The sequence below is a fragment of the Aeromonas sp. Y289-2 genome, from assembly GCF_027705925.1.
In the GTDB taxonomy this organism is placed as follows: domain Bacteria; phylum Pseudomonadota; class Gammaproteobacteria; order Enterobacterales; family Aeromonadaceae; genus Aeromonas; species Aeromonas veronii.
The window spans coordinates 150,509-166,422 of the sequence record NZ_JAPDCH010000002.1; the positions used below are offsets into that span (position 1 = coordinate 150,509).

Consider the following 15,914-nt stretch of genomic DNA (forward strand, 5'->3'; position numbering starts at 1 on the left):
TGTCACAAAGGGCACGGGATAAAAAAAGGGTGGAAAAACGGGGCGCAGGGCCCCGTTTTATCAGCCCATCCGATAGTTGGGGGCTTCTTTGGTAATGGTCACATCGTGGACGTGGGACTCTTTCATCCCGGCGCCGGAGATGCGCACAAATTCAGCTTTAGTGCGCATGTCGTCGATGGTGGCGCTGCCGGTCAGGCCCATGGAGGAGCGCAGGCCGCCCATCTGCTGATGGATGATCTCTTTGAGGCGACCCTTGTACGGCACGCGGCCTTCGATGCCTTCCGGCACCAGCTTGTCGGCGGCGTTGTCGGTCTGGAAGTAGCGGTCGCTGGAGCCTTTGGACATGGCGCCCAGAGAACCCATACCACGGTAGGATTTGAAGGAGCGACCCTGATAGAGCTCGATCTCGCCCGGCGCTTCTTCAGTACCGGCGAACATGGAGCCGACCATGACGCAGCTGGCGCCCGCGGCGATGGCCTTGGCGATGTCGCCGGAGAAGCGGATACCGCCATCGGCAATCACCGGAATACCGGTGCCTTCCAGCGCGTCAACGGCGTCGGAGATGGCGGTGATCTGGGGCACACCCACGCCGGTCACGATACGGGTAGTACAGATGGAGCCCGGGCCGATACCGACCTTGACGGCGTTGACACCGGCAGCAGCCAGCGCCTTGGCGCCCGCGGCGGTCGCCACGTTGCCACCGATGATCTGCAGATCCGGATAGGCGTCGCGAGTGGCCTTGATGCGATCCAGCACGCCCTGGGAGTGGCCGTGGGAGGAGTCGATCAGCAGCACGTCTACACCGGCTTCCACCAGCGCAGCGACGCGCTCTTCGTTACCGGCACCGGCACCGACCGCAGCGCCGACCCGCAGACGACCCTTGTCATCTTTACAGGCGTGGGGCTTGCGCTCGGCTTTCTGGAAATCTTTAACGGTGATCATGCCCTTGAGTTTGAAGTCGGCGTTCACCACCAGCACTTTTTCGATACGGTGCTTTTGCATCAGGGCAACCACCTCTTCGCGAGGGGCCCCTTCACGCACGGTGACCAGACGATCTTTCTGGGTCATGATCTGTTCAACGGTCTGGGAGAGGTCAATCACGAAGCGCACGTCACGGCCGGTGATGATACCGACCAGCTGATTGCCGTCAGTCACCACGGGGTAACCGGCGAAGCCATTCTTGTGGCTCAGCTCCTTGATTTGGGCGATGGTCATGTCAGGGCGCACGGTGACGGGGTCAGTGACCACGCCGCTCTCGTACTTCTTGACCTTGCGCACTTCGGCAGCCTGCTGCTCGATGGACATGTTCTTGTGGATAAAGCCGATACCGCCTTCCTGGGCCAGTGCGATAGCCAAACGGGCTTCGGTCACTGTGTCCATGGCAGCGGAGATCATCGGGATGTTCAAGCTGATGGCGGAGGTCAGCTTGGTACGCAGATCGGCAGTATTGGGAAGAACTTCGGAGTGGGCGGGAACCAACAGTACATCGTCGAAGGTTAACGCTTCTTTGGCAATCCTGAGCATGGCAATATCTCACCGTTGAGGAAGTGGGGGTGTAAAATATTGCCGACGAAGTTTACTCACGCATTGGTCACTGGTAAAGAAGTTTTTTGAATTTTTTATGGCATAGCCCTCTTTTAGGCGGCCAAAACGCCAAAAAACCAAGATTATCAGTACGAAAAGCGCCATTTCGGGGCAAAAGAGTTGGCTAGCCGGTGATTTATGCAAAACCGGTAGGTGCCGACACAGCCCAACCCCCATGCAAAGGGATGATCGACAGAGGCTCAGGGGGCAAGCGGCCTCTGATCACCCTCCCCTTGTCTTGTGTCCTTGTATTGTCTCTTGCCCTCGCGGCGACCACTCGCACCGGTATCATTCTCTTCTCAATGTCCTTTGCTCGGTCTGGATAATAAATTTCACCCGCTGGCAACATATATTTTCCGGCACAACAAGGGGTGCCTCTCTTTATTATTTTCGCCCCACCATCCGCAGCAAGGTATTATCTTTATCCAGCAGATGATGTTTCAACGCCCCGACAATGTGCACCAGCAAAAATGCCAGCATGATATATGGCAGATATATATGGACTGTGTGAGCAATATCCCGAACGGATTCACTGAATGGAATCACATTGGCAGGATCATGGATATCTGGATTCATCGGGATAATAGACCAGCCAAATATCGCGACACCTCGGCCAGCCGCTGCGGAATAACAGAGACCGGACACCGGAATAAGCAGCGTTGAAATCAGCAAACCCCAGTGGATCGCCCTGGCTGCCAATGCCTCGTAAACAGGATATTGACGCACAGGCTCAGGCCACCCTCTAACAAGGCGGAGAATGGCGCGGGGCAGGATCAAGAACAGTGCAATCACCCCCAGAGATTTATGCAGCGCATAGAGATCCCATATTTCAAATTTAACCATCAGATAACCCACAAGGGTCAGGCCAATCATCAGCAAGGCAACCGACCAGTGCAGCAAACGGGTCGTCAAACTTAAGTGGGTTGAGGGATTCATAAGCTACTCCAAACAGGGGGCGAGTGAACGCTGGTCAAGATGGTGGCGCAGTGAATATCAGCGGGACAAGAGATATCAACGGCATCGAGACAAGCCGCAACTTGGCCAGATGCAGGCAAGTGCGAGGGCTTTGTCGGGAGCCATACTGCCTGCCCGGATAAACGGCAGCGTTTCCAATCTTGCTTTTCTGCTGCTGGCGCCGCCTGCTTAACGCCCTCCCCCTGTTTCGGGTTAAGATAGCGGCCACCGTTTTATCCCGGCCCCGCCGGAGCAGACCACAGGTACGCCATTGAACCGATTTACTCCATCCAGTACGGCGAACGGCCGCGAGCAGCAGGTCTTTACCGTCACCCGCCTCAACAGCGCCGTGCGCATGATCCTGGAGCAGGATCTGGGGCTGGTGTGGCTGACCGGCGAGCTCTCCAATCTGGCGATGCCAAGCTCCGGCCACTGGTATTTCTCCCTCAAGGACATGTCGGCGCAGGTGCGCTGCGCCATGTTCAAGGGCAACAACCGGCGGGTGGCGTTTCGCCCGCAGGATGGCATGCAGGTGCTGGTGCAGGCGCGGGTCTCCCTCTATGAGCCGCGCGGCGACTACCAGCTGATCATCGAATCGATGCAACCCGCAGGCGATGGCGTGTTGGCGCTGCGCTTTGAAGAGCTCAAGCGCCGGCTCGGCGCCGAGGGGCTGTTTGACGAAAGCCGCAAGCGGCCGCTGCCCCGTGAGCCGCGGGCGGTGGGCCTTATCACCTCCGCCACCGGCGCGGCTTTGCACGATATGCTGACGGTGCTTAAACGGCGCGCGCCGGATCTGCCGGTCTTTATCTACCCGACCCAGGTACAGGGGAGCGCCGCCATCAGCCAGATCGTCGCGGCGATCGCCAAAGCGAACCAGCGCGCCGAGGTGGATGTGCTGATCGTCGGGCGCGGCGGTGGCTCGCTCGAAGATCTCTGGTGCTTCAACGAAGAGGCGGTGGCGCGCGCCATTGCCCACTCAGCCATACCTGTGGTGAGCGCGGTGGGTCACGAGGTGGATGTCACCATCAGCGACTTTGCCGCCGACTTGCGCGCCCCTACCCCGTCGGCTGCCGCCGAGCTGGTGGCGCCGGATCAGAGCGCCCGTGCCCAGCGTCTCGTTCACCTCAAGCAGCGACTGCTGCAGGCGATGAGCCGCCAGCAGACCGCCGCCCGCCACGATTTCATCCTGCTGCAAAAGCGGCTCGACCATCAGGATCCGAAGCGGCGGCTGGAGCAACAATCCCAGCGACTCGACGAACTCTCCACCCGTTTGCAGCAGCTATTGCGCCAGCGGCTGCATCAGGGTGAGCGGCGCCTCACCAACCTTGAGCTGCGCCTGCAGGGCAAGAGTCCGGAGCGCCTCTTGGCAGCTGGCAAGCGCCGCCATCAGCTGGCCGAGGAGCGACTCTATGCCCTGATTGCCAAGCGGCAAGACCTTGCTAGTCACCGCCTCGCCATGCTCACCGCCCGCCTCGACGGGGTGAGCCCGCTTGCCACTCTGGGGCGCGGCTACTCCATCACCCGTACTGCGCGCGGCGAAGTGATAAGCCGCGCCGATCAGGTCAACAGTGGCGACCAGCTCATCACCACCCTGGCGCAAGGGAGCTTGCAGGTGCGGGTCGAGGGGATCGTAAAGGACTCTGCGCAGTAGGTCGGCTGCATCAAACCACCAGCCAATCTGCTATTTAGCCCGGCAATCAGCCAAAAAAAAGCCACCACCGCAAACAGGGTGGCGGCCTTTTTTATCTCGGGTGCAGTTGCCTGCTCACCCCTTGGCGCGGCGCGCCACCAGGGTGAACTTGTAATCATCGCTCTTGAAGAAGTTGCGACTGAACTCGAACACGGTGCCATCTTGCAAGAAGCCACGGGAGACCTTCTCGATAATGGGCTTGGCGGGATCGATACCGAGCGCCTCCACCACCTGCGCCGAAGGGAGCACCGGAATGATCTCCTGCTCGCTGCGGTCGATCACCAGCTGCTTCACCTCCTCGATGTAGTGGTACTTGGAGCCCTGCATCACCGCATAGCTGAGATCGGGGAAGAGGGCGAGCGGCATCCAGGTCTCCTCCAGCGTTACCGCGATCTGGCGAATAAAGCGCACCCGCTTGACGTAGTAGACCAGCGCTCCCTCCAGCAGATTGAGCCGCTCGGCCAGCTCGCTGCTCGCCTTGATCACCTCGAAGGCGAGAATGTCGCTGTGGGTCTCGGCCGCCGGATCGGTCACCTTCTCATAGAGGCTGGTGAGCTGATAAATGTCGTAGTTCACCTTCTCCTGTCGCACATAGCTGCCGCTGCCCTGAATGCTCTCGATGACGTTGAGTTCGGTCAGCTGCTTGAGGGCCTGACGCACCGTCACCCGGCTCACCCCGAACTGCTCGCGCAACTCGGCTTCGGTGGGCAGGGCATCGCCGGGGGCCAGCTCCCCTTGCGCAATCCACTGCTGGATGGTGTCGGCTATCTGGCGATACATGGGTTTTTTCGACACGAAAGGCCACCTCGTCGGCTCTGCGCCATGATAAATGGAAGAGGCGCCATTCTACCCCAGTTGCCCGGCAGACAAAACGGCTCGGCCTCATTTGACCTAACAAATCACCCCGAACAAACAATACAAAAACAATACAAATAACAAATTGTATGATACCACTCACAAAAATCAGTCGGCCGGTTTGTTAGCATCGCTGTCACTTTCACCATGACGGCTTGCTGGCAAGCCAACCTGACAGAGGATCATCATGAATCTGACCAGTCTTACCGGCCCCCATCTCATCACGTTGCAAACCCGGTTTGCCGATCGGGATGCGGCCATTCATGCCCTGGCTGATCGGCTCGATCAGGCCGGCAAGCTGCACAACAAGGCCGCCTTTCTGGCTGCGGTCATGGCCCGCGAGGCGCAGGGCCCCACCGCCCTTGGCGAAGGGCTTGCGGTACCTCACGGCAAGTGCGATGCGGTGCGCGAAGCGGCCTTTGCCGTCGCTACCTTAAGCGAGGAGCTGGGCTGGGAGGGGATCGACGGCCCCGAGCCGGTCAACCTGATCTTCATGCTGGCGATCCCGACCGATCAGGCGGGCTCCACCCATATGCAGCTGCTCACCACCCTCACCACCGCCCTGGTGGATGACGATACCCGCGAGGCGGTGCTGGCGGCCCAGAGTGCCGAGCAGCTGATGGCGCTGCTCGATGGCGAAGAGGATAGTGGCAAGCAACCAGCAAAAGAAGACAACCTAGATACAAATCAACCCACTGTGGTCTGTGTCACCGCCTGCCCGGCGGGGATCGCCCACACCTATATGGCCGCCGAGTATCTGGAAAAGGCGGGGCGCAAGCTGGGGATTCGGGTACTGGTCGAGAAGCAGGGTGCCAACGGCATTGAGGATCGCCTGCCGCAAGAAGCGCTCGATGCTGCGGTGGCTTGCATCTTCGCCGCCGAGGTGGCCATCAAGGAGCAGGAGCGTTTTGCTGGCATCCCCCGGATCGAGACGCCGGTGGCCGAGCCCATCCGCCATGCCGAGCGGATCCTGAATGACGCGCTGGAAGCGGCCAAGGCCGGTCGCACCGCCCCGACGCCAAACCCCAGCCAGAGCGACGCGCCGACCGGCAAGAAGGTGAGCCTCAAGACCGAGCTCAAGCAGGCGCTGCTGAGCGGCATCTCCTTTGCCGTGCCGCTCATCGTGGCAGGCGGTACCGTGCTCGCCGTCTCTGTGCTGCTGGCCCAGATCTTTGGCCTGCAACATCTGTTTGACACCGAGAACTCCTGGCTCTGGATGTATCGCAAGCTTGGCGGTGGCATGCTGGGCACCCTGATGGTACCGGTGCTGGCGGCCTATACCGCCTACTCGCTGGCAGACAAACCGGCGCTGGGCCCAGGCTTTGCGGCGGGACTGGCCGCCAACATGATTGGCTCCGGTTTTCTCGGCGGCGTGGTCGGCGGTCTTATCGCCGGTTACCTGATGCGCTGGGTCAAGCAGCATGTGCGCCTTAGCCCCAACTTCAACGGCTTTCTCACCTTTTACCTCTATCCGGTGATCGGCACTCTGGTGGCGGGCAGCCTGATGCTGTTTGTCATCGGTCAGCCGGTGGCCTGGCTCAACAACAGCCTCACCGAGTGGCTCAACGGCCTCTCCGGCACCAATGCGCTGGTGCTGGGTGCCCTGCTCGGCTTTATGTGCTCGTTTGATCTGGGTGGCCCGGTCAACAAAGCGGCCTACGCCTTCTGCCTCGGCGCCATGGCCAACGGGGTTTACGGCCCCTACGCCATCTTCGGTGCGGTCAAGATGGTCTCGGCCTTTACCGTCACCTTCTCCACCCTGCTGGCGCCACGCCTGTTCCAGACCTTCAAGATAGAGACCGGCAAATCGACCTGGCTGCTGGGGCTGGCGGGGATCACCGAGGGCGCCATTCCGATGGCCATCGAAGATCCGATCCGGGTGATCGGCTCCTTCCTCGCAGGCTCGGTGGTCACCGGCGCCATGGTAGGAGCCATGGGGATTGGTCTCTCCACCCCGGGGGCCGGCATCTTCTCCCTGTTCCTGCTCCACGATGGCGGCCACGGCGCCCTGATGGCTGCCGCCGTCTGGCTCGGTGCGGCGCTGGTGGGCACCCTTATCTCCACTGTGGTGCTGATCGGCTGGCGCCGTCACGCCATGCAGCGCGGCACCTATCAGGTGGTTGCCGCAGAGTAAGGCTCATCTTCACCACCGCTTTTTCAACAGACTATTTTTCCGCACGGCAGGCAAGGGCCGCCGTGCGTCAGCAAAGGATCATTGTCATGACAGTTTCACGAGTTCACATCACGCCGCACATGCACTGGGATCGGGAGTGGTACTTCACCACCGAGGAGTCCCGCATCCTGCTGGTCAACAACATGGCTGAGATCCTGGCGCGTCTTGAATCCGACCCCGACTACAAGTTCTATGTGCTGGACGGCCAGACTGCGGTGCTGGAGGATTACTTCGCCATCCAGCCCGAAAACAAGGCCCGGGTGAAGGCACTGGTGGAAGCGGGCAAGCTCATCATCGGCCCCTGGTACACCCAGACCGACACCATGCAGGTGAGCGGAGAGTCCATCCTGCGCAACCTGCTCTACGGGATGCGCGATTGCCTCAGCCTTGGCGAGCCGATGAAGATCGGTTACCTGCCCGACTCGTTCGGCATGTCCTCCCAGTTGCCCCACATCTTCAACGGCTTCGGGATCGATCGGGCCATGTTCTGGCGCGGCTGCTCCGAGCGCCACGGTACCGACAAGACCGAGTTCCTCTGGCAGAGCAACGATGGCAGCGAGGTGACCGCCCAGGTCCTGCCGCTCGGCTACGCCATCGGCAAGTACTTGCCGGAAGATGAAGCGGGCCTGCGCAAGCGGCTCGAATCCTACTTCGAGGTGCTGGAGAAGGCCTCGGTCACCCAGGATATCCTGCTGCCCAACGGCCACGACCAGATGCCGCTGCAACAGAACATCTTCGCCATTATCGACAAGCTGCGCGAGATCTACCCCCAGCGTGAATTCCACATGAGCCGCTTCGAGCAGGTCTTCGAGCGCATCGAGGCGTGCCGCGACCAGCTGGCCACCCTCAAGGGGGAGTTCAACGACGGCAAATACATGCGGGTACACCGCACCATCTCCTCCACCCGGATGGACATCAAGCTGGCCCATGCCGCCATCGAGAACAAGATCGTCAACATCCTCGAGCCGCTGGCGAGCATCGCCTGGGCGCTCGGCTTTGAGTACCACCATGGGCTTTTAGAGAAGATGTGGAAGGAGATCATGAAGAACCACGCCCATGACAGCATCGGCTGCTGCTGCAGCGACAAGGTGCATCAGGAGGTGATGACCCGCTTCATTCTGGCCGACGACATGGCCGAGAACCTGATCCGCTTCTACATGCGCAAGATTGTCGACAACATGCCGGTGGAGCTCTGTGAAGACGGGGTACAGGTAGCTGACAAGCTCTGCCTGTTCAACCTGATGCCCTTCCCCCGTCAGGAGGTGATCAACACCAGCATCCGCATTCGCGCCCAATCCTTTGCCCTGCGCGATGAGGCGGGCCAGCCGGTCTCCTACTTTATCCGCGCCAGACGCGAGATTGACCCGGGACTGGTGGACAGACAGATCGTGCACTATGGCAACTACGACCCCTTTATGGAGTACGACATCCAACTCTGCCATCCCCTGCCGGCCATGGGTTACTGCACTCTCCATATCGAAGGCAACCAGCCGGGACTGGAGCAACCGGTGACGGCCAGCGGCGATCTGCTGGAGAACGATTTTTATCGCATCGCCCTCAATGACAACGGCACCCTGCAGATCCTGGATAAACTGCGCGGCACCACCTTTGATCAGGTGCTCACGCTGGAAGAGGGCTCCGATGATGGCGACGAGTATGACTACTCGCCGTCGCGGGACGAGTGGTTGCGCTACTCCACCGAGTTTGCGGTGACCCGCGAGGTCACCCATCAGGCGTGGCAGAGCATCGCTACGCTCAAACTGCGTATGGCATTGCCTGCCAACCTCGCCGAGCGCACCAACCGCCAGTGCAGCGGCCATCTCGATGTCACCTGCCGCATCACGCTTGCGCACCAGAGCCCACGGATCGACATCGAGCTGGAGCTCGACAATCAGGCTGATGACCACCGGGTGCGGGTGCTGATCCCCACCCCGTTCCCGAGCGACACCGTGGTTTCTGACAACCAGTTTGGCTGCATCACCCGCCCTACCCGCGACAGCGCCATGGCGAACTGGGAGGCAGAAGGGTGGAAAGAGGCACCCATTCCGGTCTGGCAGCTGATGAACTTCGTCGCCCTGCAAGATGGCAAGCAGGGGCTGGCGGTGCTGAGTGACGGTCTGCGCGAGTTTGAAGTGATCGGCGAGCAGTGCGACACCCTGGCACTCACCCTGCTGCGCGGGGTCGGCGTACTCGGTAAAGAGGAGCTGCTGCTGCGCCCGGGTCGCCCCTCCGGCATCAAGCTGCCCACCCCGGACTCCCAGGTGCGTGGCAAGCTCAGCTGCCGTTTCAGCCTGCTGGCGTTTGCCGGCGATCACATCAGCGCCAACGTGATGCAGGCGGCGCGCAGCTACCTCACCCCGGTGCGCTGCTACAACAAGATCCCGTTCGATGCCATGAAGCTCAACAAGGCGAGCTTCACCACCCCGCTCCACTTCAGTCTGCTCTCCATGGATCCCTCCGGTCCGGTGCTGAGCGCCCTGAAAAAGGCAGAGGATGAAGAGGCGCTGGTGATCCGGGTCTACAACCCGAGCGAGCAGGCTGTGCTGAAGGGTGGCAAAGTGAGCTGCGAACACACCCTGAGCGACTGGCAAGCGGTGCGGATGGACGAACAGCCCCAGCCCCTTGAACTGGCCGCTGGCGAGTTTGGTGAGCTGGCGCCTTGCCACTCCCGCAGCGTGCGCTTTCGGGTGGCTCGCGGCTAACCGCCGGTAACACCCACAGGTAGCAACAGGCGGGGAAGAGTCATCCCCTCCCCGCCTGTTTATCCCTTCAAGCTGGCCTGCCCCGCTTGATAAAGGCATAAAAAAATCCCCGCCGATTGGCGGGGATTTTTTATTGGGTCCTGCTTCTCCCCGCAAGCGGGAGACCGCGCTTAGCTGGCCTTGCGCAGGATCTGCTCAAGGTAGTCGGCGAAGCGGTGACCGTGATGCTCCAGCAGTTTCGGGAACATGGAGATGGAGGTCATGCCCGGGAAGGTGTTGATTTCATTCAGCAGGATCTCCCCCTCCTCAGTCAGGAAGAAGTCGATGCGCGAGAGATGGGTCAGTTTCAGCTGACGGAACGCCTTGAGGGCATACTCGTGGATCGCATCGGCCTGCGCCTGGGTCAGCCCCTCGGCACGCAGTGCCGTCTCGGTATGGCTGGCACTGCTGTACTTCTCTTCATAGGTGTAGAACTTGTCCTGCGGCACGCAGATCTCGCCCGGATAGGTGGCCACCAGCTCGTCACCGTACTGGTAAACCGCCACTTCCAGCTCGCGCGGCTTGACCGCCTTCTCAATCAGTACCTGCTCGGAGTAACCAAAGGCATCGGCAATGCCCTTTACCAGATCCGCTTCGTTGCTGGCGGAGTAGCAGCCAACGGAAGAGCCTTGGGAGGCCGCCTTGATAAAGACCTTGCCCCACTTGGCCAGCGCGGCTTTGGCCTCGGCGAGCGCCGCCTCATTTTGCTCGGTCAGGAACAGGTACGGGGTGTTGGGAATGCCGATGGCGGAGAGCCACAGCTTGGTGCTGATCTTGTTGAAGCAGATCTTGCTCGCCTCGGCATCGCAACCGAGATAAGGCAATCCGGCCAGTTCGAGGAAGGATTGCAGATCGCCGGTCTCACCCGGGTAGCCGTGGATGCAGGGCACCACGTAATCCACCGGACGGGCTACGCTGTCAAACGAAAGCAGCTTGTCGAGCCCCAGCTTGCACTCGCGGCCATCGGCACTGAGCCAGCGATCGGCGAACATCTCGACGCGGGTCACTTCGACACCGGGCAGAAGGCCCAGTTGTTGCTCGAGGAAATTGGCGCTGCGCAGAGAAACTTCGTGCTCGGAGCCACCGCCGCCGCACAGCAGCAAGACATGCATGTTCTTCATTAGATGTGATCCCTTGGGAAAAGCGGCCTCGTCATGACCATTTGATAAGCCAACCACCATAAAAACCGGACGAAGCCAGATACGAACATAAGTGCGCGCCAGTGTAGCAAGGGAGATCAACCCTTGTCAGCTGATGGGAGACCCATGACCCCACTTCTTGCAGTGAAAAGTCTCCCCTGTGTCAAAATCGGGACACATTGCCCCTCAGCGCGGGGGATCGACCCTTCCCATGCCGTTGCCATTGACCCGAAACCAGCCGGCAATGCTGTAGCGCTCGCGATTGGCAGGCAGCACCTCGTGGGGAAACTCCTCGGAGAGAAACATGACCAGCCGCCCCCCCTTGGGGCTCACATCCATCAGAAACTGCTCCTTGTCGTCATACATGCGCAGCACTCCACCCGCTTCGGGCAGCCAGTCGTTGTTGAGGTAAAACACGGTGGTAAGACGGCGGTTGGAGCGACCGGCAAAGGCATCCCGATGGGTGGCGTAAAAATCCCCACTGCGATAGCGGGCGAAGTGGGCCTCGTAGTCGAACAATCCCAGCATCAGCATCCGGTTGGCGGCAAGACGCAGGGACTCCATCCGGGCGAGGTAGTCGGCCACCGGCGCACCGAAGGAGGGCTCCAGCCAGTGGATCTGGTCACGGCGAATATCGGGATTGCCCTGGTGCAGGGCGTCACGGCCGATCCCGGCCGGTTGCCATTCGCTTGGCAAACAGGCTTTGAGGGCATCCACCTCGGCGGCGGTCAAAAAATCATCCACTATCACCCATCCCCGGGTGTAAATGGCATCCATGGCAGCTTGATAGTCCAAGATTGGCTCACAATGAGTGGAAAGAGGGCGCTTTGTAGCGACTTACCGGCAAAGTCACAAACCGGTTTGCTTCTCTTGAGAAGTCCCAACATCAATACGCGAGTTGCTGCCCACCGCCCCGCATTTTTGTCGCCAGTTGTGATCCCGCCCTGCCAAAGAGCGTATTGGCTGTCGAAACTGTGATGGCCCTTGCAATCGGGACGAGGAGGCGCCGCGGCCTCCTTGCGGTGCCAAGAGCCAGCCGATACCGTATCCGCATCGCCATGTTGCTGTTCATCCGGCGCTTGTCTCTGTCACCGACCGAACCACTCACGGCACAACCCGCGCATCACCCACGAAAGGATCTTCTCATGCCTCTGCCCGATCTCACTTTGCAACGACTGGATGGTACCCCCTACCCGCTGGCTCAACTGGCGGGCAAGGTGGTGCTGGTGGTCAATGTGGCCAGTCGCTGCGGCTTTACTCCCCAATATGAAGGGCTGGAAACGCTCTATCGGGAGCTCGGCCCCAAGGGGCTGGTGATTTTGGGCTTCCCCTGCAACCAGTTTGGCCATCAGGAGCCGGGGGATGCGGACGAGATCGCCCGCTTCTGTTCTCTCGACTATCCGGTCACCTTCCCCATCATGGCCAAGTGCGATGTCAACGGTGAGCATGCCCACCCCTTCTATCAGTGGCTCAAGCAACAGAAACCGGGCTTTCTTGGGCTGGAAAACGTCAAATGGAACTTCACCAAGTTCCTGATCGACCGCGATGGCAAGGTGGTGGAGCGCTTTGCCCCCCAGGCCAAACCGGAGAGTCTGGCCGAGCAGATCCGCAAGATGCTCTGATGCTCCCGCACCGTTTTACGCCACTGCGTTGAACGATTGTATGGCGGCCGGTGCGACAGCTACTGCGCAGCGGCCGCTCTTTTGCTATATTACGGCCCCACTATCTTTTCCATATCGTGGCTGGCCCCAATATGCTGGCTGCCCGTTGAGCCAAAGGCTCATCTCAGGAGTTTCTCTCGAACATGTCATTCAACGAACTGGGTCTGTCTCCGCATATTCTGCGGGCCGTCAAGGAGCTGGGTTACGAACAGCCAACCCCCATCCAGCAGCAAGCGATTCCGGCCATTCTGGCCGGTCAGGATGTGCTCGGCGGCGCTCAGACAGGCACAGGCAAAACGGCCGGTTTCACCCTGCCGATGTTGCAGCGTCTGCTGGCCAACCACGGTCGTGGCCGTCGTCAGGTGCGCGCACTGGTACTGACCCCGACCCGCGAACTGGCGGCACAGGTGGGCGAGAGCATCATCAAGTATGCCCACCACCTGCCGTTCAAGACTCTGATCGCCTATGGCGGTGTCAGCATCAAGCCCAATCTGGACGCCATCAAGCTGGGAGTGGACATTCTGGTCGCCACCCCGGGCCGTCTGCTGGATCTGCTGACCCAGGGCGCCCTGACCCTGAGCCAGCTGGAAGTGCTGGTGCTGGATGAAGCGGATCGCATGCTCGACATGGGCTTTATCGTCGACATCCGCCGCATCATGAAGGCGCTGCCTGCAGAGCGGCAAACCCTGCTCTTCTCTGCCACCTTCTCAAGCGAGATCAAGGCGCTGGCGGATGACCTGCTGAACGACCCCACCCTGATCGAGGTGGACCCCAGTAATACTGCCGCCGAGCAGGTGACCCAGCGCATCATTCAGGTGGATCGGGAACGCCGCCGCGAGCTGCTCTCCCACATGATTGGCCGTGGCAACTGGCAACGGGTGCTGGTGTTTGTTCGCACCAAGCAGATCGCCGACCGCCTCGCCCAGCAGATGCAAAAAGATGGTCTCAATACCGTGGCGATCCACGGTGACAAGAGCCAGGGTGCCCGCAACCGGGCGCTGGCCGATTTTCGCAGTGGCGAGGTGCGGGTGCTGGTAGCGACCGATATCGCCGCCCGCGGTCTCGATATCGATCAACTGCCCTACGTGATCAACTTTGAACTGCCCCAGATGGCGGAAGATTACATCCACCGTATCGGCCGTACCGGCCGCGCCGGTCGTGGCGGCGAGGCCATCTCGCTGGTCAGCCAGGACGAGCTGGGTCAGCTCAAGGCGATCGAAGCCCTGATCGGCCAATCCCTGTCCGTGGAGATCCTGGAAGGGTATGAGCCAAGCGGCAAGCCGAGTCGCCAGACTCTGCCTGGCAGCAAGCCGGTGCAGAACCCGCCTCGGGCTCGCGGCCATGCCAACGCCAAGAGCAGCAATGCCAAGGGCAAGCCTACCGCGGGCAAGGGCAAAGCCAAGGGTGACGCCAGCAAAAAAACTGCACCAGCCCGCAAGCGGGAAGTAGTGGGCGAGGATATCGGCTTTGCGCCGATGCGCCGCCTGCCCAAGGCGCAGCGTGACAGCTATCAGGAGAGCAGCGACGAGTAAGCTCGCGCGACGCTAACTGCCAAGCCAAAAGAGGGAGCCTGCAAGGCTCCCTCTTTCGTTATGGATCGCTCGGAGCCATGCAAGTGCTCCGTGCAAATGCTCCGCTCGGGCTCAAACCAGCGAATGGCGCACCGCGGCGGTACCATGGCTGGGCGGCGCTGAACCATCGAGCGGATTGTGCTGTAAGAACTCGAACAAGCCAGCCTGCATATTGACGTTCCAGAAGCGTCCGGCGAGGGTGAGTTGCAACCGAGTGCTCTCGATCTCGGCCAGCCCGTGCTGCTGCCAGGCGGCAAAAAGCGGCATCAGATGGGTCAGCAAAGGCGTTGGCAGGCGATCCAGCGCCAGCACGCCACTGTCGAGGGCGCCACGCAGCAGACCGTCCATCCTTGCATTGGGATTGCGTCCCATCACCATCCCGGGCGCCCGCTTGCCACTGGCCAGCGCTTCATGCCATGGGGCCAGATCCCGTCCATACATCAAACCGTGGCCAAGAATGCTACCCCCCGCACCGGCGCCAAAGGGGAGGATCTCCGCACCGCGCTTGGCCATCTGGTTATAACGGCTCTGCTCGGCCGGGCTGCGCCGCCAGTGGTTGCAAGAGAGACGCTCCCAGCCGTGAGCTTCCAGTTGCTCCCCGCCATAGGCATACATGGCCGCCCGCTGCTGGCCATCGGCGAGCCAATCCAGGGTGCCCTTCTCCTGCGCCCGCTCCAGATTGGTGCCCTGCATGGCGATGAGCTGGTAGAGATCGACCCCGTGTACACCGCTCGCCATCACATCGCGGATATCCTGCTGCCATACGACATCATCCTGACCGGGCAGACCAAAGATGAGATCCGCCACGATCACAGCCGCATCATCCCGGGTCAGCTCACCCAGACGGGTCAGCAAGGTCTCCCTGTCATCGAAACGGGCCGCCTGCTGACGCACCCGGGTATCAAAGCTCTGCACCCCGAAGGAGAAGCGGTTGAAGCCCCCCGCCAGCGCCACCTGCCATTTCTTATCATCAAAGCCGTTGAGGCGCCCCTCCAGTGTCACCTCGGCATCCGCCGCCAGCGGAAAACGGCGGATCACGGCAGCCAGCATGGCCAACTCGTCGGCGCTCATGTCGGTCGGCGTACCGCCCCCCACATAGACGGCTGAAAAGGGCATGCTCTGCGCCAGCGGGGTGTCAGCCGCCTGCGCAAGGGAGGCGCACAAGGCGTTGACATAGCGGTTGATCCGCGCCGGGTTGGCGCCATTTTCAAAGAAATTGCAGAAGCTGCAGCGCTTGCGGCAAAACGGAATATGGATGTAGAGGGCGCGCTCCTCAGCTTCACTCTCTCGCTGCCACCAGCTCTGCCAGCCAGCCTCATCCAACGGGAAGGGGCGCATCCCTCCCCGACTGGCGTGAGCCGAGGTCTTGGCGCTAAAAGCAAACTTGAGGGGATCCGGCGTGGCAATACCGGTCATGGAAGGGGTCAGATTCATGATGGTCACTATTATCAGCAAATAATGACAATGATAACGATTATCGTTACTAGCAATTTGTTCTGGATCAACCCGAGGAGCAGCCCCCCTCCCGAAAGGTATTTTGGCAACC

Annotated in this window: 11 protein-coding genes; 5 read left to right on the forward strand and 6 right to left on the reverse strand. The window is 60.7% G+C overall.

What is annotated here, in order from left to right; all coding sequences use genetic code 11:
- Nucleotides 1-60: 60 nt before the first annotated feature.
- Both guaB and OKC43_RS05010 read right to left on the reverse strand, forming a co-directional pair.
- The gene (gene guaB, locus OKC43_RS05005) at nucleotides 61-1,524 is read right to left on the reverse strand and encodes an IMP dehydrogenase (protein ID WP_005360033.1); all 1,464 of its coding nucleotides are present in this window, start codon (nucleotides 1,522-1,524) and stop codon (nucleotides 61-63) included.
- 444 nt (nucleotides 1,525-1,968) lie between these two features.
- Nucleotides 1,969-2,520, reverse strand: a complete 552-nt coding sequence (locus tag OKC43_RS05010) for a cytochrome b (RefSeq protein ID WP_139463922.1) — start codon at nucleotides 2,518-2,520, stop codon at nucleotides 1,969-1,971.
- 289 nt (nucleotides 2,521-2,809) lie between these two features.
- On the opposite strand from OKC43_RS05010, the gene xseA reads away from it, so the two are divergent.
- Nucleotides 2,810-4,189 carry an exodeoxyribonuclease VII large subunit gene (xseA, locus tag OKC43_RS05015; RefSeq protein WP_236272757.1) on the forward strand — a complete coding sequence of 460 codons (1,380 nt, stop codon included), beginning with the start codon at nucleotides 2,810-2,812 and terminating at the stop codon, nucleotides 4,187-4,189.
- Between the two features lie 114 nt (nucleotides 4,190-4,303).
- Here xseA and OKC43_RS05020 read toward each other — a convergent pair whose 3' ends face one another.
- A complete protein-coding gene (locus OKC43_RS05020; protein ID WP_005337027.1) occupies nucleotides 4,304-5,023 on the reverse strand; it encodes a GntR family transcriptional regulator in 720 nt (239 codons plus the stop codon).
- Nucleotides 5,024-5,270: 247 nt separating this feature from the next.
- Between OKC43_RS05020 and mngA the strand changes: the two genes are divergently transcribed.
- Nucleotides 5,271-7,217, forward strand: coding sequence for a PTS 2-O-a-mannosyl-D-glycerate transporter subunit IIABC (gene mngA, locus OKC43_RS05025; RefSeq protein WP_270658491.1), 1,947 nt, complete (start codon nucleotides 5,271-5,273; stop codon nucleotides 7,215-7,217).
- An 86-nt stretch (nucleotides 7,218-7,303) separates the two neighbouring features.
- Entirely contained in the window at nucleotides 7,304-9,958 is a 2,655-nt protein-coding gene (gene mngB, locus OKC43_RS05030; protein ID WP_236272755.1) for a mannosylglycerate hydrolase, read from the forward strand.
- Between the two features lie 170 nt (nucleotides 9,959-10,128).
- On the opposite strand, the gene OKC43_RS05035 is transcribed toward mngB, so the two are convergent.
- Nucleotides 10,129-11,118, reverse strand: coding sequence for a D-alanine--D-alanine ligase (locus tag OKC43_RS05035; RefSeq protein WP_058057457.1), 990 nt, complete (start codon nucleotides 11,116-11,118; stop codon nucleotides 10,129-10,131).
- A gap of 204 nt (nucleotides 11,119-11,322) precedes the next feature.
- On the reverse strand, nucleotides 11,323-11,931 hold the full coding sequence (locus OKC43_RS05040) for a 2OG-Fe(II) oxygenase (protein ID WP_236272754.1): 609 nt from the start codon (nucleotides 11,929-11,931) through the stop codon (nucleotides 11,323-11,325).
- Nucleotides 11,932-12,281: 350 nt separating this feature from the next.
- Between OKC43_RS05040 and OKC43_RS05045 the strand changes: the two genes are divergently transcribed.
- Together OKC43_RS05045 and OKC43_RS05050 are read left to right on the forward strand one after the other, a co-directional pair.
- A complete protein-coding gene (locus OKC43_RS05045) occupies nucleotides 12,282-12,758 on the forward strand; it encodes a glutathione peroxidase (RefSeq protein ID WP_236272752.1) in 477 nt (158 codons plus the stop codon).
- Between the two features lie 182 nt (nucleotides 12,759-12,940).
- Nucleotides 12,941-14,329 (forward strand): DEAD/DEAH box helicase, encoded by a 1,389-nt coding sequence (locus OKC43_RS05050; RefSeq protein WP_236272750.1) that lies wholly within the window; start codon nucleotides 12,941-12,943, stop codon nucleotides 14,327-14,329.
- 111 nt (nucleotides 14,330-14,440) lie between these two features.
- Here OKC43_RS05050 and hutW read toward each other — a convergent pair whose 3' ends face one another.
- Nucleotides 14,441-15,802 (reverse strand): heme anaerobic degradation radical SAM methyltransferase ChuW/HutW, encoded by a 1,362-nt coding sequence (gene hutW / locus OKC43_RS05055; protein WP_236272749.1) that lies wholly within the window; start codon nucleotides 15,800-15,802, stop codon nucleotides 14,441-14,443.
- Nucleotides 15,803-15,914 lie beyond the last annotated feature (112 nt).